The organism is Pseudomonas sp. SDO52101_S400 (assembly GCF_054071635.1).
The window spans coordinates 23,248-47,602 of the sequence record NZ_JBSVWF010000041.1 but is presented as its reverse complement, the minus strand read 5'-3'; the positions used below and the strand labels follow the sequence as shown (position 1 = coordinate 47,602).

Sequence of the window (24,355 nt, the reverse complement as noted above, 5' to 3'; positions counted from 1 at the left end):
AGTGGCTATCAGGTTTCCGACAGATCGGCTTCGAATATTCAAAAACAATCTATCAATATCAATTAACAGTCTTTTACGGAATAACAATCAGCCCTTATAAATCCTTCATCGCGATCGGCACTGTTGCTCCAGCAACTGTTTCCCAGGCAACAGCGGTTCAACAAACCGGCCTGAAAGTCACATGAGTGCAGCTACCGACAACGCTCAAAGCCCCGGGATACGGGCCTTACAGGAATTGGTACAGCGCTTGCTCTGCTCCAGTGACTACTCACTGCTCGCCGAGCAACTGTTGAAAAAGGAACTGATCATGTCGCGTCCATTGAAAGTCGTCGCCTTGTCCGGCGGAACCTGGCGTCCATCGCGCACGCTGGTGCTGACTCAGGCTCTGCTGACCGAATTGTCCGGTCACTTGCCGATCGAGAGCCATTTGATCGAACTCGGCGACATCGCCCGCCCACTCGGCGCCGCACTGTCCCGTCAGGAACTGCCCGCCGAGATCGAAGCCGAACTGCAAGCCATCGAACAGGCTGACCTGCTGATCGTCGCCGCGCCGGTGTATCGCGGCTCCTATCCGGGCTTGCTCAAGCATTTGTTCGACCTGATCGACCTGAATGCGCTGATCGACACGCCTGTGCTGCTCGCTGCCACCGGTGGCAGCGAACGCCATGCGCTGGTCCTCGATCACCAGTTGCGCCCGCTGTTCAGTTTCTTCCAGGCCGTGACCCTGCCGATTGGCGTGTACGCCACCGAAGCCGATTTCGCCGACTACCAGATCACCAGCGAACCGCTCAAGGCGCGCATCCGTCTGGCCGCCGAACGTGCCGCCCCGCTGTTCGGTGCTCACCTCAAACCCTTGCTGAAAATCGCCTGAGGAGCTGTTCATGGATGTTTTCTGGTTCCTGCCGACCCACGGCGACGGTCACTATCTGGGCACCACCCAAGGCGCGCGCCCGGTCACCCTCAGTTACCTGAAACAAGTTGCGCAGGCCGCCGACAGCCTTGGCTATCACGGCGTGCTGATTCCCACAGGGCGTTCCTGCGAAGATTCGTGGGTGATCGCCTCGGCGCTGGTGCCGCTGACCGAGCGCTTGCGTTATCTGGTGGCGATCCGTCCGGGGATCATCTCGCCGACCGTCTCGGCGCGCATGGCCGCAACCCTTGATCGACTGTCCAATGGCCGCTTGCTGATCAACGTCGTGACCGGCGGCGACCCGGACGAGAACCGTGGCGACGGCAGCTTCCTCAGCCACAGCGAACGCTACGAAGTCACCGACGAATTCCTCAAGATCTGGCGCCGGGTGTTGCAAGGCGAGGCGGTGGATTTCGAAGGCAAACACCTGAAAGTACAGAATGCCAAGGCGCTCTATCCGCCGGTGCAGAAACCCTATCCGCCGCTGTACTTCGGCGGTTCCTCCGACGCGGCTCACGATCTGGCCGCCGAGCAGGTCGACGTGTACCTGACCTGGGGTGAACCACCGGCCGCCGTCGCCGAGAAACTCGCCGATGTACGCGAACGCGCCGCCCGTCACGGACGCAAGGTGAAGTTCGGCATCCGCCTGCACGTGATCGTGCGCGAGACCGCCGAAGAAGCCTGGAAAGCCGCCGACAAACTGATCGAACACATCAGCGACGAAACCATCGAGGCCGCGCAGAAATCCTTTTCGCGCTTTGACTCCGAAGGCCAGCGGCGCATGGCCGCCCTGCACGACGGGCGCCGTGACAACCTGGAAATCGCCCCCAACCTGTGGGCCGGCGTCGGCCTGGTGCGCGGCGGTGCCGGTACCGCACTGGTCGGCGATCCGCAGCAAGTGGCAGCGCGAATCAAGGAGTACACGGACCTGGGCATCGAGAGTTTCATCTTCTCCGGCTATCCGCATCTCGAAGAGGCCTACCGCTTTGCCGAGCTGGTCTTCCCGCTGCTGCCCGAGCCGTATGCAAGCCTGGCCGGACGCGGTGTCACCAACCTCACCGGGCCGTTTGGCGAAATGATCGCCAACGATGTACTGCCCGCCAAAGCCAACGCCTGAGGAAGACCGAGTGACCGCCAAACCGCAAAGCACCCTGCTCTCCCCCTTGCAGACCGCCCGACAACTGGCCGCCGAATTTGCCCTGACTGCCGTCGAACGCGACGAACGCGGCGGCACGCCGAAAGCCGAACGCGACGCCCTGCGCGACAGCGGTCTGCTGGCCCTGAGCATTCCCACCCGTTACGGCGGCCTCGGCGCGCGCTGGAGCGAAACCCTGCAAGTCGTGCGCGAGTTCGCCAAGGTCGACAGCTCGATCGCCCACGTCTTCGGCTTTCATCATTTGATGCTCGCCACCGTGCGCCTGTTTTCCCGTCCCGAACAATGGCAACCGTGGTTCGAACAGACCGCTCGGCAGAACTGGTTCTGGGGTAACGCGCTCAATCCGCTGGACACCCGCACCGTGGTCAAGGATCTGGGTGGCTGGCGCGAGTTTTCCGGCAAGAAAAGTTTCTGCTCCGGCGCCAGCGATTCGCAGATGCTGATCGCCTCGGCGGTGGACGAAAGCAACGGCGGCAAACTGCTGATCGCAGCGATCCCCAGCGGCCGCAGCGGCATCACCTTGCACAACGACTGGAACAACATCGGCCAGCGCCAGACCGACAGCGGCAGCGCCACGTTTGAACGGGTGCGGGTCGAGGAATCGGAACTGCTGCTGGATCCGGGCCCGCTGAGTACCCCGTTCGCCTGCCTGCGCCCGCTGATCGCGCAACTGACGTTCACCCACATGTTCCTCGGCATCGCCGAAGGTGCCTTTGAAGAGGCGCGGCAATACACCCTTGGCGAAACCCGTGTCTGGCACAAATCCTCGGTGCGTGAGGTGCGCGAAGATCCTTATGTGCTGGCCCATTACGGTGAATTCTGGGTCGCCCTCGAAAGTATCCGTCTATTGGTGGAACGCGCCGCAGCACTGCTCGACGAAGCCTGGGCCAAAGGCCCGAACCTCAGCGCCGAAGAGCGCGGTCACCTGGCCACGGCCATCGCCACGGCCAAGGTCGCCGCCAGCCGTCAGGGCCTGGAGATTTGCAGCCGATTGTTCGAAGTCACCGGCGCCCGTTCGACCCACGCATCGCTGCGCCTCGACCGGCACTGGCGCAACCTGCGCACGCAAACCCTGCACGACCCGCTGGATTACAAACTCCACGAGCTGGGCGACTGGGCGCTGAACCAGGCCCTGCCGGTGCCGACGTTCTATTCCTGATTTCCTTTCGTGGAGCGAGACCCATGCAACTGCTGACCCTGCCGCCCTCACCCGCCCTGGCGACGTCGATCCGCGCCACCGCCCAGGTCTTCGAAGACCCGAAATCCCAGGCGTTGCTCGCGCATCTGCAACAGGTCGCACCGAGCGAAGCCAGCGTGCTGATCATCGGCGAAACCGGCACCGGCAAGGAGCTGGTAGCGCGGCACATCCATAACCTGAGCAACCGGCGCAACCGGCCGTTCATTGCGGTGAACTGCGGGGCGTTTTCCGAATCGCTGGTGGAAGCCGAACTGTTCGGCCACGAAAAAGGCGCCTTCACCGGCGCCCTCAGCGCCAAGGCCGGATGGTTCGAAGAGGCGGATGGCGGCACTTTGTTCCTCGATGAGATCGGCGATCTGCCGATGGCGATCCAGGTCAAATTGCTGCGGGTGTTGCAGGAACGCGAAGTGGTGCGACTGGGTTCGCGCAAGAGCATTCCCATCGATGTGCGGGTGTTGGCAGCGACCAACGTGCAACTGGAGAAAGCCATCAACGCCGGGCATTTCCGCGAGGATCTGTATTACCGGCTGAACGTGGTCAATCTGGAACTCAGCCCGTTGCGCGAGCGGCCCGGCGACATCCTGCCGCTGACCCGGCACTTCATCGAGGCCTACAGTCAGCGCCTGGGTTACGGGCGCATCACCATCAGCCCCGGCGCCGAACACAAGCTGCGTGGCTACAGTTGGCCGGGCAACATCCGCGAACTGGAAAACGTCATCCATCACACGCTGCTGATCTGCCGCAACGGCGTGATCGAACGCGACGACCTGCGGCTGTCGAACCTGCGCATCGACCGTGCGGACGACCAGCACGGCAGCGTCGACGACTCACCGGAAGCGCTGTTGGAGCGCGCCTTCCAGAAACTCTTCGAACTACAGGCCGGCGCGCTGCACGAAAAAGTAGAGGACGCATTGCTGCGCTCGGCCTATCGCTTCTGCCATTACAACCAGGTGCACACCGCCGCGCTGCTCGGCCTGAGCCGCAACGTGACGCGCACGCGGCTGATCAAGATCGGCGAGCTGGCGGTGAACAAACGGCGGCCCACGGAAAACCTGCAAGGCGAGCGATTGATCCAGCTGTCGATCTAGCCCACCAGTTGGCAGTGCAAACCATCGTCGTGACTGCGGGCGATGCTGCTCAGCACCTGGAATGAACCAAAGGTCACGGTCCGCGCTTGATGCGCCCGGATCAACTGCCAGAAGTCCTGCTCGCCGGTTTCGAAACTCTGGAACGCTGCTTCCCCCGCCTCGCGGGATTGCCATTGCAGAAAACCCAGCACTCGCCGGCCATCGTCACTGGCCTGGACACTGGCGCTGACGAAACCGGCATAACGCTGGGCCAGACGCTCGGTTTGTACGGTCAGGGCCGACACCAGCGCTGGTTGTTGGCCGGGCTCGATTTCGAATTCGATCAATTGGGTGAAGCTGCGGTTTTTCGCTGGTGCTTGCATGACATCCCCACTCTGTCAGGTGAATCTTGTGGTTCGAAGGCCTGCAGGGTAAAACCTCGAGTTAACTAGAGGTCAAGGGGCAATTTTCAAATGGTCACAGCGGAAAATCTGCACAAGCAACTCACCGTCGGCGAAGTCGCGGCCCGCAGCGGTGTCGCCGTCACCGCCCTGCATTTCTATGAATCCAAAGGCCTGATCAAAAGCCAGCGCAATGCCGGTAACCAGCGCCGTTATCCACGGGAAGTGCTGCGCCGCGTCGCCTTGATCAAGGTGGCGCAGCGGCTGGGTATTCCGCTGGCGGAAATCGGCGAGGCGCTGAAACAGTTACCGGACAACCGTGCACCGACGGCAGCGGACTGGAAAGTATTGTCGGAACAATGGCGACGGGAGCTGGATGAACGGATCAATCAGTTGATGCTGCTTCGTGATCGTCTGACCGGTTGCATCGGTTGCGGATGCCTGTCGATGGAAGCGTGTCCTCTGCGCAATCAGGGGGACGTAATGGGAGAGCAAGGGCCGGGGGCGCACTTCCTGGATGTTCCTGACTGAAGGTTCCCGCTGCGTGGAAACCTTCAGATGGACGAATCAGAACCCCGGCGCAATCTGCCCTTTATAACGAGTCAGAATGAACTGGCGCACTTCGTCAGAATTCAACACCTTGGCCAGTTGCTGAAAACCCGGGGCGTTGATGTTGTCGGGACGTGCGACCAGAAACTCGATTCTGTTGCTTCACTGTCGATGGCTGAACACTGCTCGTCGGGTACTCGGTCGGGCCGGCGACACACGCCTATAGTTGAGCGACCGGCAACCCCGGCGAAGGCACACCTTCAACCCCCCAAAAAACAGGGCGACAAAAACAAGGAGTACGCCATGAGCGTTCAACCTATTCCCGAGGGGTATCACAGCATTACCCCGTATCTCGGCATTCACAAAGCTGCCGAAGCCATCGACTTCTACAAAAAAGCATTCGGTGCCACCGAGGTCATGCGACTGAGCATGCCTGACGGCGGTATTGGCCACGCTGAGCTGCGCATCGGAGACAGTGCAATCATGCTCGGCTCGCCGTGCGATCAAGGGCCGTTGAGCAATCCGGACAAAGCCGTGTCCGTCGGTCTGCATCTTTATGTGACCGATGTCGACAAGTCGTTCCAGCGCGCACTGGATGCCGGGGCGACAGCCGTGTCCGAGGTCAAGGATCAGTTCTACGGGGATCGCAGCGGCACGTTGAAAGATCCCTACGGGCATCTGTGGTTTCTGGCCACGCGCAAGGAAGATCTGACCCAGGAGCAGATCGAGCAGCGGGCAAAGGAGCTGTTTCAGCAGGGTTAGCAACGACAAGAGTCCATTCCCGCGCAACGCGCGGGGATGGGCGAACACGATTCATGAACCGTCAAACCACGCTTCACGCTTGTCATGAACGCCCGGCGATTTCAGGATGCAGGCCAACCGCCTGAAAAAGGATCACACCCGATGTTTGCCGGATTCGTCAAAGACCAGCGCCGCGTCAACGGCGTGGACATCACCTACCGCATCAAAGGCAGCGGGGCGGGCCTGTTGCTGTTGCACGGGCACCCGCAGACCCACGTCATCTGGCACAAGATCGCCGAGCAACTGGCCGAGCACTTCACCGTGGTTGCCGCTGACCTGCGCGGTTATGGCGACAGCAGCCGACCGCCGGCCGATGAGCGACACGCCAACTATTCCAAACGTGAAATGGCCCGCGACGGCGTGGAACTGATGCAAGCGCTGGGCTTCACGCAATTCTCGATCCTCGCCCACGATCGTGGAGCGCGGGTCGCCCATCGTCTGGCCCTCGATCATCCCGCAGTCGTACAACGCATGGTGCTCTTGGACATTGCGCCGACCCTGGCGATGTACAGCCAGACCAACGAAGCCTTCGCCCGGGCCTACTGGCACTGGTTTTTCCTGATCCGCCCGGCGCCGCTGCCGGAAACCCTGATCGAAGCCAATCCCGAAGGTTACCTGCGCAGTGTCATGGGCAGCCGCAGCGCCGGTCTCAAGCCGTTCACTGACGCAGCGTTTGCTGAATACCTGCGATGCCTGAGCCTGCCCGGCAGTGCCCGTGGGATCTGCGAAGACTACCGGGCCAGTGCCGATATCGACCTGGAACATGACCGTGCCGACCTCGATGCCGGCCATCATCTGAGCTTGCCGCTGCTGGTGCTGTGGGGCGCCGAAGGCACGGTCGGTCGTTGTTTCGATCCACTCAGGGAATGGCAAAAAGTGGCCACCGACGTACGCGGCAAGCCCCTGCCCGCCGGCCATTACCTCGCCGAAGAAGTCCCCGAGCTGTTGCTCGCCGAAGCACTGTCGTTCCTGCGCTGAGCTTCCCTCCCCAAGCGACTCACCACGACGCCGACCGGTGTCGTGGTGAGATTGCGGTCGCGAAACATTTACTTTCACATCCTTCATCGGGATTTGCCTCGGTCATCCGTCTTATAGAGATGCGGGCCAGTCGCGTAGGCAAAAGCCACGACCGGCCCTTCAGGGACTCCCGCGCTGCGAAGCCCGTAGTGGCCAAGTCCTCTCACCGAATCAAGACCCGTCATCATGTCGAAGAAATCCCGCTCGAAACTGTGGTTCCTGGTACACAGCTGGCTGGCGTTGCCGATCTGGTTTTTTGTCCTGATTGTCTGCGTCACCGGCACCCTGGCGGTGGTCAGCCAGGAAATCGTCTGGCTGGTGAACCCGCAAATGCGCGCCACCCAACCCTCTGACGATGCCCCGCTGCTGGGCTACGACCAGGTCATCGCCGCGATCAAGACTGCCGAACCGCAGTTACTGGTCGAACGCATCAGTCGCCCCGACGAATCGCACTTCGCGCTGGAGGTGAACGTCAGTCAGCCTGACGGGCGCTCGGTGACGGTCTACGTCAACCCTTATACCGGTGTGATTCAGGGCACCGCACCAGACTTCAATTTCCGAGCCTTCACCCGTGCCTTGCACGGCTGGTGGCTGGTGCCGTTCACCAACGGTTACAGCTGGGGCTGGTATCTGGTGTCCCTCCTGGCGCTGCCGATGCTGGCTTCACTGGTAACCGGGCTGGTGGTCTACAAGCGTTTCTGGAAAGGTTTCTTCAGCCCGACCCTGCGCCTGCGTCACGGTGCGCGGATCTTCTGGGGCGACTTCCACCGCCTCAGCGGCATCTGGTCGATCTGGTTCATCGCGGTGATCTCGGTCACCGCCGTGTGGTTCCTGATCGAAGCCATTCTTTCCGACAACCATATTTCCATCTCCAGTGAACCGGTCATCGCGGCCATGTCCCGTGAAGGCGTGCCGTTGTCCGCCGATGGTTCGCCTCCGCCACGGGTCAGCCTGGACCACGCCATCGAAATCACCCGGCAACGGATTCCCGGGTTCGAAGCCAGCACCATCAACTTGCCCGGCAACGCCTACAGCCACCTCGATATCCGGGGACGTGGCTGGTATCCGCTGATGTTCCAGTCAGCCACGCTCAACCCCTACAGCGGTGAAGTGGCCGCCTCGCGCCTGCTTTCCGACCGGACCTCCCTGGAGTTCGTCACCGAATCCATGCGTCCGCTGCACACCGGCGACTTCGGTGGGCTGTGGATCAAGCTGATCTGGTTCTTCTTCGGGCTGGTGCTGAGCATGATGGTCCTGAGCGGGCTGTTGATCTGGACCAAGCGCACCGCACTGGCCACCGCCAACGCGCTCAAGCGCGAGAACAAGAAACAGCGCGTTCAGGCACAACCGGCCCTGCACCGTGAACCGTCGGAGGCCAGCCTGTGAGCAAGTCCACCCCCATGGCTCAGCCTTCACGACTGAGCGTGATCTGGCATAAATGGCGCTTCCACATCAACGTGCTGCTGTTGTTGATTCCGCTGGGTTTCATGCCCAGGTATTTCGCCGACCAGGCGTTGTTTCGCGGCGACAGCGGACTGGGTGAACGCGAGATCGGCGAAGTCCAGGTTGGCCCGTGGAGCCTGCGTCTGGCCGAGTTTCGCAACGAAGCGCCGCTTCCCGACGGCGCAGCCGGCTATCTGAAGGGTTTTAGCGCCGCGCTGTGCGATGCCTGTGTCGAACAGGTCAAGGCCACCTACCTGCGCATCGGCAAGCCGCGAAGCCTTCGAGCTGCGGGTTCGATCTTCTTCGGCACGCCTTACAGCATGGGCACGCAGATGCCCGTCCCGGACAAAACCAGAGCCGACGCCGAACTGTGGATCACCATGGAAGGCTGGGACGGCAGCATGCACCAGGCCTCGATTCCGCTGAGCCAGGCCTCACCCGCCACCGTTGCCTGGCTGAACAAACAAGGAGCCAAACCATGAGCCGCCCCTCCCGCCTGAACATGAGCGCTGCATTGCTGGCGCTGTGCGCCGGTTTCAGCGCCAGTGCCCTGGCCCACAACCCGATGTGCGAGTGCAAGGCCATTGATGCCGAGCAAATCAAATGCACCGGCGGTTTCTCCGACGGCAGCGGCGCGCCGGGGGTGACCCTTGACGTGATCGGCTACGACGAAACCATCCTGGTGCCGGGCAAGCTCGGCGCCGATTCGACCCTGACCTTCAAGAAACCCGGCGCCGAGTTCTACGTGCTGTTCGACGCCGGCCCCGGCCATGTCGTCGAAATCGACCAAGCGGATATCGAAGCCCCATGACCACACCGACCACTCAAGTTGTTCGCCCCGCCGGTGCCGGCCATGAAACCCTCAATGTGCTGCTGATGTGCCTGCTGATCCTCGCGGTCGCCGGTTCCGTGGTGGCCTGGCGCGGCGTGTCCCACGAACCCGAGCCGGTTTCCAGCCATCAGCTCGATGCCCGTCGCGACCTCGGCGCCAGCGAGCAAGGCATCTATGCCGACCTTCGAGTGACCCTCGACGAAATCCATTTGTTGCGTGAAGAACAACAAGCGCTGCCGACCCCGCAGAACCTGGCGGATGAAGGTTTCGCACCGTTCGCCCAGGACGCCAGCTCTGTGAGCCGTGGCGGCCATGTCTGGCAATTGCTGGCCAATGCCGCCTACTTCGGCCACAGCCAGGCACCGGCCGTGGCCGGTTCGTTTCTGATGCGCCTGAACGACGCCGCACCGGACATCTGGCTCAACCGTGCCGCCGATCTGCAAGCGCCGACAGATCTGTCCGACGCAGCGCTGTCCGCCGCCGGATGGAAACAGATCGTCGCGCAATTCGATGCCGGGGTGACCCGCGAACATCGTCATTGAACCCTCGCCTTCATTCGAGAGAAGACCGCTTGCCCATGCCTAGTTCATCTCAACGCCGCCCCTTCCTGCGCCTGCTGCTGATCGGCCTGTGCGCCTGCCTGCTGAGCCCGCTGGCCAGCGCCGATCCGGCCAAACGCCTGCGCATCGGCATCACCCTGCACCCTTATTACAGCTATGTGGCGAACATCGTCGGCGACAAGGCCGATGTCGTGCCGCTGATTCCCGCCGGTTTCAACCCGCACGCCTACGAACCCCGCGCCGAAGACATCAAACGCATCAGCGGGCTGGACGTGATCGTGCTCAACGGCGTCGGCCATGACGACTTCGCCGACCGCATGATCGCCGCCAGCGAAACGCCGGACATCAAGACCATCGAAGCCAACGAGAACGTGCCGCTGCTGGCCGCCACCGGAGTCGCCGCGCGCGGTGCCGGCAAAGTGGTGAACCCGCACACCTTCCTGTCGATCAGCGCCTCGATTGCTCAGGTCAACAACATCGCCCGGGAACTGGGCAAGCTCGACCCGGACAATGCTAAGACCTACACCCAGAACGCCCGCGCCTACGGCAAACGCCTGCGGCAGATGCGCGCCGACGCCCTGGCCAAACTGACCCAGGCACCGAACGCCGAACTGCGGGTCGCCACGGTGCACGCCGCTTATGACTACCTGCTGCGTGAGTTCGGTCTGGAAGTGACGGCGGTGGTCGAGCCGGCCCACGGCATCGAGCCAAGCCCGAGCCAGTTGAAGAAAACCATCGATCAACTGCGCGAACTGGATGTGAAGGTGATCTTCTCCGAGATGGATTTCCCCTCCACTTACGTCGAAACCATTCAGCGCGAATCCGGTGTGAAGCTATACCCGCTGTCGCACATTTCCTACGGCGAATACACCGCCGACAAGTACGAAAAGGAAATGACCGGCAACCTCAACACTGTGGTTCGGGCGATTCAGGAGTCCGGCGCATGACGGCTCAGGAAAACCTATCAATCATCAGCAGCGGACCGACTCTGGATTTTTCGGAGGTCAGCCTGACCCTCGGTCGCACGACGATTCTGGACAAGGTGACTTTCCAGGTGCAGCCCGGCAGCGTGCACGCACTGGTCGGCCCCAACGGCGGCGGCAAGAGTTCGCTGATCAAGACCCTGCTCGGGCAGATGCCGCACCAGGGCCGGCTCAGCCTGCAATGGCCCGGCGAGCCCGGCACCATCGGTTACGTGCCGCAGGCGCTGGAGTTCGATCGGGGCCTGCCAATGACCGTCGATGATTTCATGGCTGCCATGTGCCAGCGCCGCCCGGCGTTTCTCGGTTTGAGCAAACGCTACGCCGGCGCCATTGGTGACGCGCTGGAACGGGTTGGCATGCAGGACAAACGCAAGCGCCGGATGGGCGCGCTGTCCGGCGGTGAACGCCAGCGGGTGCTGCTCGCCCAAGGCCTGATCCCCGCTCCGCAACTGCTGGTGCTGGATGAACCGATGTCGGCCCTCGACGAAGCCGGGATCCAGGTTTTCGAGCGTTTGCTGGGTGACTGGCGTGCGGCGGGCATCACTGTGCTGTGGATCGAGCACGATCTGGAAGCGGTCGGGCGCCTGGCCAATCGCGTCACTGGCCTCAACCGCCGGGTGCTGTTCGACGCCACACCGCAACAGGCCCTGACCCCGGAACGCCTGCTGACCCTGTTCTCGACCCATCCACGGAGCGCTGTCTGATGAGTTACGAAGCCTTTCGTTTGATGGTGCAAGGCTGGGCCTCTTCCGGCTACCTGCCGGAAGCTCTCGCCTATGGGTTTGTGGTCAACGCCCTGCTTGCCGGTCTGTTGATCGGCCCGGTGCTCGGCGGCCTCGGCACGCTGGTGGTGGTCAAGCGCTTCGCGTTTTTCTCCGAGGCGGTAGGCCACGCGGCGTTGACCGGCGTGGCCATCGGCATTCTGCTCGGCGAGCCCTACACCGGGCCGTACGGCAGCCTGTTCGGCTACTGCCTGCTGTTCGGCATTCTGCTCAACTACTTGCGCAACCGTACCGGCCTGGCCCCGGACACGCTGATCGGCGTGTTCCTGTCGGTATCGCTGGCGCTGGGTGCCAGCCTGCTGCTGATCCTGGCGGGCAAGATCAACGTGCACATTCTGGAAAACGTACTGTTCGGCTCGGTGCTGACGGTCAACGGCAATGACCTGGCGGTGCTGGCCATCGTCGGTTCGCTGGTGATGGCCCTGGCATTGCCGCTGTACAACCGCATCATGCTCGCCAGTTTCAACCCGCAACTGGCAGCGGTGCGCGGCGTCGCCGTGAAAACCCTGGATTATCTGTTCGTGATTCTGGTGACGCTGATCACCGTCGCGGCGGTAAAAGTCATCGGCGCGATTCTGGTCGGTGCCCTGCTGGTGATTCCGGCAGCGGCGGCACGTTTGCTCAGCCAGTCGCTCAAGGGCTTTTTCTGGTGTTCGGTGCTGATTGCCACAGTCAGCACGCTGTGCGGGATTCTCGCGCCCATTGTGTTCGACCTGCCGATTCCGTCCGGCGCCGCGATCATCCTCGTCGCCGGTATCGGCTTCGCCTTCGCCGCCATTGCCCGGGGCGTCGTCCCCAGTCTGAAAGGGAACCTTGGATAAATGTCTTTTTCACTGCGACAACTGACCCTGGCCATCGCTCTGTGCAGCGTCACCACGACAACGGTATTCGCCGCCGACAGCACCAAACCGCTGCGGGTGCTGGCCTCGTTGCCCATCACCTACGGTCTGGGCGAAGTGCTGCTCAAGGGCACCGACATCAGCCTCGAACGCGCAGCGCCGGCAAATCTGCCGGGCAGCCGCCAGACCGCGTACTTCACCGGTCGCGGCGCACCGGAACTGAGCAAACTGGCCACCGGCGCCGATGCGGTGATCGGCGTGCGCTCTCTGTGGGCCGATGATCCGCTGTACCCGATTGCCCGACGCAGCAACATCCGCATCGTCGAAGTCGACGCCGCCCGCCCGGTGGACGGCGCCCTGCCCGGCATCGCCGTGCAGCCGGGGCTGAAAGTCGATGGCCTGAACAGCCAGCCGTGGCTGGCCAGCAACAACATGGGCCGTATGGCCGACGTGATGGCAGCGGACCTCGTGCGCCTGGCACCGAAGGACAAACCGAAGATCGAAGCCAATCTGGCGGCGCTGAAGCAGCGCCTGCTGAAACTCAGTGCCGACAGCGAGGCGCGTCTGGCCAGTGCCGACAATCTGAGCGTGATGAGCCTGAGCGATCACTTCGGCTATCTGATCGGCAGCCTGAATCTGGAGCTGATCGGACAGGATCCGCGACCGGATGCCGAATGGACGCCGGAAGACCTGAAGAAGTTGACCGCAACGCTCAAGGACAATGACGTGGCGGTGGTGCTGCACCATCGGCAGCCGTCGGACGCGGTGAAAGCAGCGATTGCCGAATCGGGTAGTCATCTGCTGGTGCTGAGCACCGATGCGGCGGATCCGGTGGCAGAGCTGGAAGGCAATGTGGATGCGCTGCTCAAGGGTTTGAGCGGCGCGTAACACCGTTCCTCCGGACATGAAAAAACCCGCTGACTGTTTCCAGTCCAGCGGGTTTCTTTTTGGCTGAAGACTTACTGTGCAGCCGCTTGCGCTTCCATCTTCTGGCGCAGGCTCAGCGGACGCATGTCGGTCCAGGTTTCTTCGATGTAGGCCAGGCATTCCTTTTTCAGGCCGCTCTTGCCCACGGTGCGCCAGCCTTCCGGGATGGCCTTGTAATCCGGCCAGATCGAGTACTGCTCTTCGTGGTTGACCACGACCTGAAAGAGGATGTCCTCGCGGTCGAATACTGACGTCATGCTGTGTCTCCATCGTTGTAAGGGTGGGCTGCACGGCGGGTGCAGCCGGGTATGTAGAAGGAACGTTCGGCGCGGCGAAAAATTTACAGGGCAGCGGTCGCGGCGCTCAATGCACGGCCGAAGATCTCGGCGACGCGGTCGATTTCAGCGGCGGTGATCACCAGCGGCGGCAGGAAGCGCACCACTGCGCCATGGCGTCCGCCCAATTCCAGAATCAGGCCACGCTTGAGGCACTCGCGCTGCACCAGCGGCGCCAGACGTGCGAAGGCCGGTGGATGACCCAATGCATCCGGTGCACCGTTCGGGTCGACCAGCTCGACACCGAGCATCAGGCCACGACCGCGAATGTCGCCCAGTTGCGGGAAGTCACGCTGCAGGATGTGCAGGTGCTCGCTCAGGCGTTCGCCCATGGCCGCGGCGTGTTCGCAGACCTTGTGCTTGACCAGGTAACGCATCACCGCAGAACCGGCGGCCATCGCCATTTGGTTGCCACGGAAGGTGCCGGCGTGAGCACCCGGCTGCCAGGTATCGAGCCAGTCGCGGTAAACCACCACCGCCAGCGGCAGGCTGCCGCCGATGGCTTTGGACAGCACGACCACGTCCGGGGCGATGCCGGCGTGCTCGAAGGCAAACATCTTGCCGGTGCGGGCGAAACCGCTCTGGATTTCGTCGATGATCAGCGCGACGCCGGCCTTTTCGGTGATGCGGCGCAGACCGCGCAGCCACTCGATGTCCGCAGGGATCACACCGCCCTCGCCCTGCACCGCCTCGACGATGACTGCGGCCGGCAATTGCACGCCGGCCTCCGGGTCGTTGAGCAGGTTTTCCAGGTAACTCAGGTTGGCCTTCACGCCCGCCGCGCCACCGAGGCCGAACGGGCAGCGATAGTCGTACGGGAACGGCATGAACTGCACGCCGTTGCTGAGCAGCGCACCCAGCGGCTTTTTCGGCCCGAGGCTGCCCATCAGGCTCAACGCACCCTGGCTCATGCCGTGATAACCGCCGGAGAACGACAGCACAGTGCTGCGTCCGGTGGCGGTGCGCACCAGTTTCAGCGCGGCTTCTACCGCGTCGGTACCGGTCGGGCCGCAGAACTGGATTTTCGCTTCCTTGGCCAATGCTGGCGGCAGCAGACCGAACAGATCCTGAACGAATTGGTCCTTCACCGGCGTAGTCAGGTCGAGGGTGTGCAACGGCAGCTCATCGGCCAGCACCTGCTGGATCGCCTCGATCACCACCGGGTGGTTGTGCCCCAGCGCCAGGGTGCCGGCACCGGCCAGGCAATCGATGAAGGTACGACCTTCAACGTCTTCGACATACAGGCCCTTGGCACGTTTGAGCGCCAGGGGAATGCGCCGAGGGTAGCTGCGGGCATTGGATTCCTGCTGAGTCTGGCGGACCAGCAGCGGCGATTCATTGAACTGGTACAGCGTTTCCGTCGGCGCGGAGGCGATCCGGGCCGACGACTCTTCGATAAGGCTGGTGGCGACTGACATCTCTCGACCCCTCAATTCGCTATGGATAGTGACCAAAACTGCACACCGCACAGGTGCGCGTTCCGGTCGCGGGGCGCACATGCAGGTTTTCCTGTTCTGGAAACGCACCAGCACGTCGAGGATTTACACCCTTGATCGAGTTCTCATGCCGACAGCGGCAACGGCTTGTGCATTGGCAGGCTGCGCATGCCGTGGCGAATGAGCGGCGGCGCCGATTCGCGATACCCCAGACGCCGATAAAAGGCCTCGCCAGTGCGGGTACTGGTGAGCACGGAACGGGCGCTGCCTCGAGTCAGCAGCCAGCCTTCAAGGTCAGTCATCAGCGCCCGGCCGACGCCCCGGCGAAACCATTCCGGCTGCACATGACAAAGGGTGACATCGCCATCGGCCAGCGCCATGCCGACGCCCACCGGTCGGCCCTTCATCAAGGCGATGTTCAGATAACGCTGTGGATCGGCTAGCCAGGCGCTGATGTGTTCCGGCGATTGCTGGCGGATCCAGACATCGACAAGGTGGGGATCATTACGATGGTCGAGCGCGCAACCGACGCGAATCGAACGCTCGATGATGCGGCTGATGATACCGGCGTCGGCCGGGGTGGCCGGGCCAATGTAGATGGGTGCATCCATGGCGCTGTTTCCCTCAATCCATTGAGTCAAAGGCTTGGGCGACAATAGCGTCGTGGCCGGCGGATGACCAATGGAGAGAGGTTACATTTGATGTGCCGTGCTCAGGCCGGTTGCAGCGGCATGGTCAGTTCGACCCGCAAGCCATCCGGGCGGCTGTCGAAATGCAGGGTGCAGGCACAGCGTTGGACGATCGCCTGGACAATCGCCAGCCCAAGCCCGCAGCCGGTGCTCTGACCGTTGCGCCAGAAGCGTTGGGTCAGGTGTTGCAGATCGTCCGGTGCAATCCCCGGTCCATGATCGCGAACGACGAAGCGCACGCGGTTGCCGCTGGTTTCCAGGCTTAGTTCCACGGCGCCTTCCGTCGGGGTATGGCGCAGGGCGTTATCGAGCAGGTTGCGCAATGCCGCGATCGACAAAACCGCCGGCATTTGCAGCGGTGCGCTGGACAGTTTTTCGGGCAGATGCAACCTGATCCGCTGACGCTCGTCGCTGGCAGAATCCTGAATCGCCAGTTTCGCCACTTGCTCGGCGTTGCACTGCACGCCGTCGTCGAACGACAGACTGCCCTCGACCCGGGCCAGCAACAGCAATTGCTCAAGGGTCCGGTGCAGACGGTCGGCGCCCTCCTCGGCCCGGGCCAGGGACTGGTCGCGGGCGCTGCCGTCGGTCATGCGCGCCACTTGCAGGTGGGTCTTGATCGCCGTCAGCGGGCTGCGCAGTTCATGGGCGGCGTCACCGGTGAGGCGACGTTCGCGCTCGATGGTCTTGCCGATGCGCTGGAACAGCTGGTTCTGGGTCTCGAGCAACGGTTTCAGTTCACTGGGGAATGACTGCAACTGCAACGGTTCGAGCGAGTCGGCGTTGCGGCGCATCAAGGCTTCGCGCAAGCGGTTGAGCGGCGCCAGCCCCTGACCGATCCCCAGCCACAGCAGGCACAGGCAGCCGAGCAACGCCACGCCCACCGGCACCGAGGCTGCCAGCAGAATCGACATGTTCAAGGCTTCGCGTTCGATCACCCGGTCGGCGGTGGTGATGCGCACATCGCCCCGGGCCAGAGTGAAGGTGCGCCACGGTGCACCGTCGATCATCTGGTCATGGAAGCCCATTTTCTGCGCCTCCAGTGCCTGTTCCGGGTTGTTGTGGCTACGGGCGAGGATTTCGCCACGCAACGAACTGACCTGACAGGCCATGCCGCCGGGAATGTTCAGTTGTTCGGCGCTGAAGTGAGTGCCTTCACCTTTGCTCGGTATCGCCGGCAATTGCTCCAGCAACCCGGCGACCATCCGCGCCGACGCCACCAGCCGCTGGTCGAGGGAAAACATCATCTGGTTGCGCAGGTCGCTGAGCATCCAGGCGGCCGCCAGTGCCCAGATCAGCGCGAACGCGGCGCCGAGGGTCAGGCTCAGGCGCAGGCGCAGACTCATCACTTGTCAGGTTCTCCGCCATCGGCCGGGCCCAGGCGATAACCGAGGCCTCGCACGGTTTCGACGATGCCCTTGCCGAGTTTGCTGCGCAGGTGATGGATGTGCACGTTGAGCGCGTTGCTCTCCAGTTCATCGTTGAAACCGTAGACGCTGTCCTTCAATTGCTCGGTGGACAGCACCCGGCCACGGTTATGCAGCAAGGCTTGCAGCAGGGATTGTTCGCGACGAGACAGATCCACCGAACGGCCCGCGAGGGTGGTTTCGCGGCTGCTCGGGTCGTAGGTCAGCGCGCCGTGCTCGATCAGGTTGACGCTGCGCCCGGCCACCCGGCGCAGCAGGGTTTGCAGACGGGCAAACAATTCACGCAGGTCGAACGGCTTGAGCAGGTAATCGTCGGCGCCGGATTGCAAACCGTCGACCCGGTCGGTGACCGAATCCCGCGCAGTGAGGATCAACACCGGAATCTCCAGGCCCTGCTGACGCAGTTGCTGCAACAGTTTTAGGCCATCTTCGTCCGGCAAGCCGAGGTCGAGCACCATCACGTCGAATTCGGCAACCTTCAAGATCGCCCGGGCCTTGGAGGCGGTGTTGACGTGTTCGACCGTCAAGCCCTGGGCAGTCAGCCCCGCGACGATGCCGCTGGCGATCAACTCATCGTCTTCGCAAACCAGTACGTGCATGGGAGCTCCATGAGAAAAAACACGAGTCAAGCAGGAGAGGATTAAGCGGCAATTATGGGCACTGTTTGTGCCAAGGAAAAGCACGATCCCGAATCATGCGGCTACGGAAAACTTCTTTTCCAACACGAGCTACTGCGCCGACAACTAAAAAACCAACTTATAAACTTATCAAGTTAATCAGTTACACCCGACACAAACAGCAACCATCAAGACAATGCACAGACGTTATTTACCGCGATAACCTTTCAACGCAACACAAACAAAGATAACCCACCACACCAACAATCATCCCTTATTAAAAAGGAACACCCAGTGTCCAAACTAAAAAACTTTGTCGCCATCGACTGGCGCTCCGGCGCCGACCGTATTTATTTCTTTCTCAAAGATAACGACACCTATTCCCGCTACAACAATGGCGACGAAAAAATATCCGACGATTATCCGAAACCGATCAAGGGCCGCTGGGATGGGTTTGATGCCCATGCCATGCACCTGCGATTCGGGTTCACCCAAACACTGGCGGGCGACAAGGACATTGTCTGGTTGTTCTTTGACAATGGCGATCACCCATGGGTTTGTGCCTACGACCAAGACCAGGACAAGGTTGACGCCTTTTACAAACTTTCCAACTCTCTCTGGACGCCGATCCTGCCCTACTTTGACAGAATCATCGCCGGCACCTGGCTGGAAGCAATCGGGCACAAGTATCTGTTTCGTTTCCTGTTGAATGACGGAACTCATCTGACATTCCATACTGTAACGCAACAAATAAATCACAACTCCACAGCGGTATTGCCCGGACTTGAACCTTATAAGCATCGCCTGATTACTGCGGCTCAAATTGATCCTACTTTCAGCGACAACCTTTGGTACATCTTCCTGACCAATGACCAGTTCGTGACCTACAACATGCAAAAAGGCCGAGTCGAGGGAGGCCTGCACAATGTCAGTGGCAGATTCGCCGGGTTGACCCGGGGCCTCTGACTCCCCAAACCGACTGCAATGCTGTAGCGTCGCGCTGGTTCTACGCATGGAGATGCCCGGTTAATCATCGGTTAATCGCTGCCGCCCATCGTGTTCATCACTTGCACAGGGACAAGGCTCCACCATGCGTCATATTTTTCTACTGTTTGTACTGTTGATTTCGGGTCTGGCCCAGGCAGGGAACGATCCGTTTGCGACAAAACCGGAGTTTCTCCCGGTCGACAAGGCCTTCGTGCTGACGACCGAACGTCTGGATTCCGGCGAAACCCAACTGTTCTGGCAGATCACCGACGGTTACTACCTGTATCAGAAACGCCTGAAATTCGATGGGCTGGCGGCGGAAAATGCCCCAGCGCTGCCCGAAGGCGAATCCCATAGCGACGAGTACTTCGGCGAGCAAACGGTCTATCGCCAAGGCCTCGAACTGAAAATCCCGGCGGCAGCCAAAGGCCAGATCAAGGTCAGTTATCAGGGCTGCGCCGATGCCGGCCTGTGCTATCCGCCGCAGACTCGCGTGATCGACCTCGGTGGCAAAGCAGCCGCTGCAGCGACGGATGAGGCACAGGATCAAGCGCTGGCCAGCGGCCTGCAACAGCACTCGCTGGGCTGGAGCCTGCTGGTGTTCTTCGGTCTCGGCCTGCTCCTGGCCTTTGCGCCGTGCTCGTTGCCGATGTTGCCGATTCTGGCCGGCATGGTGGTTGGCAGCGGTGCCACGGCACGGCGTGGTTTCGCGCTGGCCAGCAGTTATGTGATTTGCATGGCACTGGTGTATGCGGCAATGGGTGTCATCGCGGCCCTGCTGGGGGCAAACCTTCAGGCGTGGCTGCAAAACCCATGGCTGCTCGGGACGTTCGCGGCGGTGTTCGTGATTCTGGCGCTGCCGATGTTCGGCTTCTTTGAACTGCAATTGCCGGTCGCCCTGCGTGATCGACTGGAGCACGCCTCGCGCAGTCGCAGTGGCGGCAGCCTGGTCGGCGCGGGTGTACTCGGCGCGCTGTCCGGTCTGCTCGTCGGCCCGTGCATGACCGCACCGCTGGCCGGTGCCCTGCTCTACATCGCGCAAAGCGGCAATGCGCTGCACGGTGGTTTGATCCTGTTTGCCCTCGGTATCGGCATCGGCATCCCGTTGTTGGTGCTGGTGACAGTCGGCAATCGATTCCTGCCGAAACCCGGCGCGTGGATGAACCTGCTCAAAGGCGTGTTCGGTTTCCTGTTCCTCGGCACAGCGGTGTTGATGCTGCGTCCGGTACTGGACTCGTCGCTGTGGCTCGCGCTGTGCGGCGCGCTACTGCTGATCGCGGCCTACAGCGCCTGGAAACAGTCCGAAGGCTTCGGCCGGGTCGCCCAGTTGTTCGGTGCCAGCTCGCTGTTGCTGGGGCTATGGGGCAGTTTGCTGGTGGTGGGGGCAGCGGGTGGCAGCGATGATCCGTTTCAACCGTTGCAGGTCTACAGCGCCGGGCGCACCGGTACGGCTGCACCGAATGGTCATGAGGCTTTCACCACGATCAAGGATCCAGCGGCCCTGCAACGCGAACTCGATACCGCCAAGGCCCAAGGACAGTGGGTACTGCTCGATTACTACGCCGACTGGTGCACGTCGTGCAAAGTCATGGAGAAAAAGGTGTTTGGCCAGGCGCGGGTGATGCAATCCCTGAGCGAAGTGCGCTTGTTGCGCCTCGACGTCACTGATGACAATGCCGCCAGCCGCGAACTGCTCGGCCGCTACAAAGTGCCGGGGCCACCGAGTTTTGTGTGGATCGGCGCCGACGGTGAAGAGCGTCGCAGCCAGCGCATCACCGGCGAGGTCGATGCCGACACCTTCCTGCAACACTGGACCACTACCCGAGACGCTCGTTAATGCTGACTTTCACCCTCGGCACCTTTGCCATTGCGCTCAACCATCTGCTGCTGATCAGCGCTTTGGCGCTGGCGACCTTCGTCGGCTGGCGGGTGGCCAAGCGCGGTGGCGATAACCCCGAGTCGGCGCTGTTCAGTCTGTTCCTGCTCGGGATGCTCGCGGCGCGAATGGCTTTTGTCGCGGTGTATTGGGGCCATTACCGCAACGATCCGTGGCAGATCATCGACCTGCGCGACGGCGGCTTTCTGGCCTGGCCGGGGGTGATCGTACTGTTGCTGGCGGCGCTGTATCGTGGCTGGCGCCGTCCGGGTTTGCGCCGACCGCTGGGTTTCGGCGTGGTCAGTGGCGTGGCGTTCTGGGTGCTGGCCACCCTGTCGCTGAACATCTATGAGCAAGGCACGCGCCTGCCGGACATCACCCTGCGCAACGCCGCCGGGGAAACCGTGAAACTCGCCGACTATCAGGGCGGCCCGCTGGTGATCAACCTGTGGGCCACCTGGTGCCCGCCATGCCGCCGTGAGATGCCGGTGCTGGAAAACGCACAGCAGCAACGCCCGGACCTGACGTTCCTGTTCGTCAATCAGGCCGAAAGCATGCAAAGCGTCGCGACCTTCCTCGAAACCCAGGGCCTGAGCCTGAACAACGTGCTGTTCGACCGTAGCGGTCATCTGGGCCAGGCCGTGGGTTCCATGGCATTGCCGACTACGCTGTTCTACAGCCCTGAAGGTCAATTGCTGGCCAGTCATCTGGGCGAGTTGTCGAACGCCAGTCTGGCCCGGGCCCTGGAAAACTTCGACGTACCGAATCCGACTACAAACGCCGCACCGGCCACCTCTGCAAGGAAACTGCCATGCCCCGCCTCCGCCACCTGCTGACGCTGTCTCTGGGCGCTGCCCTGCTGCACTTGCCGTCGGCGCAGGCCGCTGAAGAATTGCCTGACGCGATCAAGAAGATCGAAGCCAAGGGCGCAAAAATCGTCGGCCAGTTCGACGCCCCCGACGGCCTGCGCGGTTACGCCGCGCAATACCAGAACCGTGGCATGGCGCTGTACCTGACGCCGGACGGCAAGCATGTGCTGCTGGGCAACCTGTACGACGCCGACGGCAACGACCTGAGCAGCGCGCCGTTGCAGAAACTGGTCTACGCGCCAATGGCCAAGGAAATCTGGGCCAAGTTCGAAGCGAGCAACTGGATTCAGGACGGCAACAAGGATGCGCCACGCACGGTGTACCTGTTCAGCGATCCGAACTGCCCGTACTGCAACATGTTCTGGGAACAGGCCCGCCCTTGGGTCAAGGCCGGCAAGGTGCAGTTGCGCCACATCATGGTCGGCATCATCCGCGAAGACAGCCCGGCCAAATCCGCCGCGCTGCTGGCCGCCAAAGACCCGGCCAAGGCCCTTGAAGAACACGAGAAGGCCGGCAAGGCCAGCACACTCAAGGCCTTGAAGGACATTCCGGCCGCCGTACAGACCAAACTCGCGGCGAACATGCAGTTGATGGAAGACCTGGAATTACAGGCCACCCCGGCGATCTTCTACATGGACGACAAAGGCGAACTGCAACAACAGCAAGGCGCGCCGACGCCGGACAAACTGGCGAAGATTCTCGGGCCGAAATAACGATTGGCGGCTCCGGCAAACACTGCCGGAGCCGTCACCACTCACTCGGCTGACACCGCTCAAGGATGTCATCCAGTTCCTCTGTAGCTTCGCGCTCGAGCAAAAACTGCTTCACCTCTTGCGACCACTCCGTGTCCGATACGATGCCGGCCCAGGCATGGGTTTTTGCCGAATGGCAGGGCCGATCATCGAAGTTGTTGATCAACGCCTGGTTCAAGGTTCGTACATCAAATCCCGGATTCCTTTCGCTTTGCAGCATCAGGGAATTGAACACCCGCTGTTGAGTGTCGGGATTTGGTGTGAGGGGGTAGGTTTTGGTTGAACTCAAAACGATAAACGTCGGTTTGACGTTTTCAGCCAGCGCGGCCTGCAATCGATAGTGACCGTCGATAATCACGTAAGAACACAACGCACCGACATACCACAGCAAGACAGGGGGCAGGCTGTCCTCTCTCGCCTTCTTGCGCCACCACTTCATACGCCCGGCATACGGATCGACCGTGTGCAGACCGATCAGATTGCCCAGATCCCAGTCGAGCCACTCCACCGGTCGTGGCTGAAGATTGTCAAGAATGCCGTCACCAAAAGCTGACCATCTCGGTAAATGACTGGTCATCTCTTGCTCTGTCGAGAAATACCAGTTGCTCACACCTTCGCCGCGTTGACTTCGCACGGCCACAGGCATCATGGGCCGTGCCACCCAGTGCCCGGGATAAAGAAAGTCCGCCTGATGCTCCATCAATTGGTTGATGAAGTATCGGCTCCAGGCTTTCATTCGCTCCCCGGCGGGCAAATGGCGGTGGTGTTCGACCTGCGCCGAGTCAATGGCCGGAACGAGTGGCGACGCCCATTGCATCGGCAACGGATTGCGCACCAGCCAGGCACCGTAATAAGAAGTCGCCATCGTCCCCCAAAGCAAAGGGGTCTCGTTGAACATCAGTTTCAGGCGAGCATTGTTGCCCGTCCGCAGATGCAGTTGTGGTTTGCCCTGAGGGGGGCCACTGATCTCGATGCTCAGCCCACCCCATTGTCCTTGCAGATCTTCAAGATCGCGCCAGAAGAATTGCTTCACGCCAGTCCCTTAAATGAAATTCCGTGCGCAATTACAGCGTATTTCGATTGCGCTCACTCAAAAAACTGAACAACACCTCCGTCACAAACTCCGGATTCTCCAGATTGGAGATATGCCCCGCCTCCGGCACCAGCACACACGGGCAGCCGATCAGTTCGGTCATTTCCCGGGCTTCCGACGGTGGACGGGGTTTGTCCTGATCGCCGCAAACCACCAATGTCGTTGCTGCATTCAGTTCGCCCAGACGTGGCAGCAGATCGTCGCGACCAAAGGTGATGCGCCCCATCGGCACGATGCTTTGACGCAGGCGATCAGCGGAATAACCCGCGAGTTTTGCGCGGAAATCCTGATAGAGCGCCGACTCCCGGTCGATGCCCGGACGGAAGAAGATCGGCACCACGATGTCGAGCAACTGCTCGGAGATCCCGCCGCTTTCTTCGATTTGTTTGAACAGCGAGAAGTAATACTGGCGAGTCGGTTCCGGCTCGACGCCGACGTAGGTGTCCATCAGCACCAGACCGTTGAGCCGCTGCGGTGCCGACAGGGCGAGGCGTACGCCCCACATGCCGCCGACCGACAGCCCGACCAGCGTTACCCGGTCAATCTCCAGATGATCGAGCAAGGCCAGCGCCTGACGGGCGATGTCGTCAAGCGAAGTGGTGCCTTCAGGCAAACGTCCGGATTCGCCATGGCCCCACAAATCCAGTGCAATCACTCGATAGTGCGGCGACAGCGCTGCGATCTGCGGTGCCCACATGGCCTGATCCCACAAGTAACTACCGGCCAGCAACACCGCCGGGCCTGTGCCTTGATCAATGTAATGAAGCGCTTGTCCGTCCACCGTGAAGAAAGGCATCGACCACCCCCGC

The 24,355-nt window shown here is 61.6% G+C and carries 27 protein-coding genes and 1 pseudogene; 19 read left to right on the top strand and 9 right to left on the bottom strand.

The window, feature by feature from the left end; genetic code table 11:
* The first annotated feature begins 307 nt into the window (after positions 1–307).
* The 4 genes from msuE to ACW9HX_RS20035 are packed head-to-tail and all read left to right on the top strand — an operon-like array spanning position 308 to position 4,352.
* Complete coding sequence (msuE, locus tag ACW9HX_RS20050; protein ID WP_457381955.1) at positions 308–871, top strand: FMN reductase; 564 nt, start codon at positions 308–310, stop codon at positions 869–871.
* 10 nt (positions 872–881) lie between these two features.
* Positions 882–2,027, top strand: a complete 1,146-nt coding sequence (gene ssuD / locus ACW9HX_RS20045; protein ID WP_457381943.1) for an FMNH2-dependent alkanesulfonate monooxygenase — start codon at positions 882–884, stop codon at positions 2,025–2,027.
* 10 nt (positions 2,028–2,037) lie between these two features.
* Entirely contained in the window at positions 2,038–3,225 is a 1,188-nt protein-coding gene (locus tag ACW9HX_RS20040) for an acyl-CoA dehydrogenase family protein (RefSeq protein WP_457381942.1), read from the top strand.
* A 23-nt stretch (positions 3,226–3,248) separates the two neighbouring features.
* Positions 3,249–4,352 (top strand): sigma-54 interaction domain-containing protein, encoded by a 1,104-nt coding sequence (locus ACW9HX_RS20035; protein ID WP_457381941.1) that lies wholly within the window; start codon positions 3,249–3,251, stop codon positions 4,350–4,352.
* Here the strand turns inward: ACW9HX_RS20035 and ACW9HX_RS20030 are convergent.
* Positions 4,349–4,714, bottom strand: coding sequence for an antibiotic biosynthesis monooxygenase (locus ACW9HX_RS20030; protein ID WP_457381940.1), 366 nt, complete (start codon positions 4,712–4,714; stop codon positions 4,349–4,351). The two genes, ACW9HX_RS20035 and ACW9HX_RS20030, sit on opposite strands and share 4 nt — an antisense overlap.
* Before the next feature lie 90 nt (positions 4,715–4,804).
* Between ACW9HX_RS20030 and soxR the strand changes: the two genes are divergently transcribed.
* Positions 4,805–5,263 (top strand): redox-sensitive transcriptional activator SoxR, encoded by a 459-nt coding sequence (gene soxR, locus ACW9HX_RS20025; RefSeq protein ID WP_457381939.1) that lies wholly within the window; start codon positions 4,805–4,807, stop codon positions 5,261–5,263.
* Between the two features lie 36 nt (positions 5,264–5,299).
* Here the strand turns inward: soxR and ACW9HX_RS20020 are convergent.
* Positions 5,300–5,434 (bottom strand): annotated as a pseudogene (locus ACW9HX_RS20020) (MetQ/NlpA family ABC transporter substrate-binding protein); the annotation flags it as partial.
* Between the two features lie 150 nt (positions 5,435–5,584).
* Here ACW9HX_RS20020 and ACW9HX_RS20015 point away from each other — a divergent pair.
* The 10 genes from ACW9HX_RS20015 (at position 5,585) to ACW9HX_RS19970 (ending at position 13,426) form a co-directional block, all read left to right on the top strand.
* Positions 5,585–6,043, top strand: a complete 459-nt coding sequence (locus ACW9HX_RS20015; protein ID WP_457381938.1) for a VOC family protein — start codon at positions 5,585–5,587, stop codon at positions 6,041–6,043.
* Between the two features lie 141 nt (positions 6,044–6,184).
* Positions 6,185–7,060 (top strand): alpha/beta fold hydrolase, encoded by an 876-nt coding sequence (locus ACW9HX_RS20010; protein ID WP_457381937.1) that lies wholly within the window; start codon positions 6,185–6,187, stop codon positions 7,058–7,060.
* Between the two features lie 225 nt (positions 7,061–7,285).
* Positions 7,286–8,485, top strand: coding sequence for a PepSY-associated TM helix domain-containing protein (locus ACW9HX_RS20005; protein WP_457381936.1), 1,200 nt, complete (start codon positions 7,286–7,288; stop codon positions 8,483–8,485).
* Positions 8,486–8,499: 14 nt separating this feature from the next.
* The gene (locus tag ACW9HX_RS20000; RefSeq protein WP_457381954.1) at positions 8,500–9,024 is read left to right on the top strand and encodes a thiamine pyrophosphate-binding protein; all 525 of its coding nucleotides are present in this window, start codon (positions 8,500–8,502) and stop codon (positions 9,022–9,024) included.
* The gene (locus ACW9HX_RS19995; protein ID WP_457381935.1) at positions 9,021–9,353 is read left to right on the top strand and encodes a hypothetical protein; all 333 of its coding nucleotides are present in this window, start codon (positions 9,021–9,023) and stop codon (positions 9,351–9,353) included. The genes ACW9HX_RS20000 and ACW9HX_RS19995 overlap by 4 nt, the downstream gene beginning before the upstream one ends.
* Positions 9,350–9,916, top strand: a complete 567-nt coding sequence (locus ACW9HX_RS19990) for a DUF6162 family protein (RefSeq protein ID WP_457381934.1) — start codon at positions 9,350–9,352, stop codon at positions 9,914–9,916. Before ACW9HX_RS19995 ends, ACW9HX_RS19990 begins: the two co-directional genes overlap by 4 nt.
* Before the next feature lie 35 nt (positions 9,917–9,951).
* Positions 9,952–10,881, top strand: a complete 930-nt coding sequence (locus ACW9HX_RS19985) for a metal ABC transporter substrate-binding protein (protein WP_457381933.1) — start codon at positions 9,952–9,954, stop codon at positions 10,879–10,881.
* Entirely contained in the window at positions 10,878–11,621 is a 744-nt protein-coding gene (locus ACW9HX_RS19980) for a metal ABC transporter ATP-binding protein (protein ID WP_457381932.1), read from the top strand. The genes ACW9HX_RS19985 and ACW9HX_RS19980 overlap by 4 nt, the downstream gene beginning before the upstream one ends.
* Positions 11,621–12,520: a metal ABC transporter permease gene (locus ACW9HX_RS19975; protein ID WP_457381931.1), complete on the top strand. Its 900-nt coding sequence runs from the start codon at positions 11,621–11,623 to the stop codon at positions 12,518–12,520. Before ACW9HX_RS19980 ends, ACW9HX_RS19975 begins: the two co-directional genes overlap by 1 nt.
* The gene (locus tag ACW9HX_RS19970; RefSeq protein WP_457381930.1) at positions 12,521–13,426 is read left to right on the top strand and encodes a metal ABC transporter substrate-binding protein; all 906 of its coding nucleotides are present in this window, start codon (positions 12,521–12,523) and stop codon (positions 13,424–13,426) included.
* A gap of 71 nt (positions 13,427–13,497) precedes the next feature.
* On the opposite strand, the gene ACW9HX_RS19965 is transcribed toward ACW9HX_RS19970, so the two are convergent.
* The 5 genes from ACW9HX_RS19965 to ACW9HX_RS19945 form a co-directional block, all read right to left on the bottom strand.
* Entirely contained in the window at positions 13,498–13,722 is a 225-nt protein-coding gene (locus ACW9HX_RS19965; RefSeq protein WP_085730638.1) for an MbtH family protein, read from the bottom strand.
* Between the two features lie 83 nt (positions 13,723–13,805).
* Positions 13,806–15,218, bottom strand: a complete 1,413-nt coding sequence (locus ACW9HX_RS19960) for a diaminobutyrate--2-oxoglutarate transaminase (RefSeq protein WP_457381929.1) — start codon at positions 15,216–15,218, stop codon at positions 13,806–13,808.
* Positions 15,219–15,361: 143 nt separating this feature from the next.
* A complete protein-coding gene (locus ACW9HX_RS19955; RefSeq protein WP_457381928.1) occupies positions 15,362–15,847 on the bottom strand; it encodes a GNAT family N-acetyltransferase in 486 nt (161 codons plus the stop codon).
* Between the two features lie 101 nt (positions 15,848–15,948).
* On the bottom strand, positions 15,949–17,271 hold the full coding sequence (locus tag ACW9HX_RS19950; protein ID WP_457381927.1) for an ATP-binding protein: 1,323 nt from the start codon (positions 17,269–17,271) through the stop codon (positions 15,949–15,951).
* Complete coding sequence (locus ACW9HX_RS19945; protein ID WP_085607085.1) at positions 17,271–17,951, bottom strand: response regulator; 681 nt, start codon at positions 17,949–17,951, stop codon at positions 17,271–17,273. The genes ACW9HX_RS19950 and ACW9HX_RS19945 overlap by 1 nt, the downstream gene beginning before the upstream one ends.
* Before the next feature lie 312 nt (positions 17,952–18,263).
* Here ACW9HX_RS19945 and ACW9HX_RS19940 point away from each other — a divergent pair, with 312 nt between their 5' ends.
* The 4 genes from ACW9HX_RS19940 to dsbG all read left to right on the top strand — a co-directional run bounded on the left by ACW9HX_RS19940 (position 18,264) and on the right by dsbG (position 22,414).
* The gene (locus ACW9HX_RS19940) at positions 18,264–18,935 is read left to right on the top strand and encodes a hypothetical protein (protein WP_457381926.1); all 672 of its coding nucleotides are present in this window, start codon (positions 18,264–18,266) and stop codon (positions 18,933–18,935) included.
* 124 nt (positions 18,936–19,059) lie between these two features.
* Positions 19,060–20,793: a protein-disulfide reductase DsbD gene (gene dsbD, locus ACW9HX_RS19935; protein ID WP_457381925.1), complete on the top strand. Its 1,734-nt coding sequence runs from the start codon at positions 19,060–19,062 to the stop codon at positions 20,791–20,793.
* Positions 20,793–21,668 carry a prolipoprotein diacylglyceryl transferase family protein gene (locus tag ACW9HX_RS19930; RefSeq protein WP_457381924.1) on the top strand — a complete coding sequence of 292 codons (876 nt, stop codon included), beginning with the start codon at positions 20,793–20,795 and terminating at the stop codon, positions 21,666–21,668. The genes dsbD and ACW9HX_RS19930 overlap by 1 nt, the downstream gene beginning before the upstream one ends.
* Positions 21,644–22,414 carry a thiol:disulfide interchange protein DsbG gene (gene dsbG / locus ACW9HX_RS19925; protein WP_457381923.1) on the top strand — a complete coding sequence of 257 codons (771 nt, stop codon included), beginning with the start codon at positions 21,644–21,646 and terminating at the stop codon, positions 22,412–22,414. The genes ACW9HX_RS19930 and dsbG overlap by 25 nt, the downstream gene beginning before the upstream one ends.
* A gap of 34 nt (positions 22,415–22,448) precedes the next feature.
* Here the strand turns inward: dsbG and ACW9HX_RS19920 are convergent, their stop codons facing one another.
* The gene (locus tag ACW9HX_RS19920) at positions 22,449–23,486 is read right to left on the bottom strand and encodes a hypothetical protein (protein WP_457381922.1); all 1,038 of its coding nucleotides are present in this window, start codon (positions 23,484–23,486) and stop codon (positions 22,449–22,451) included.
* A gap of 31 nt (positions 23,487–23,517) precedes the next feature.
* The gene (locus ACW9HX_RS19915; RefSeq protein ID WP_457381921.1) at positions 23,518–24,342 is read right to left on the bottom strand and encodes an alpha/beta fold hydrolase; all 825 of its coding nucleotides are present in this window, start codon (positions 24,340–24,342) and stop codon (positions 23,518–23,520) included.
* Positions 24,343–24,355 lie beyond the last annotated feature (13 nt).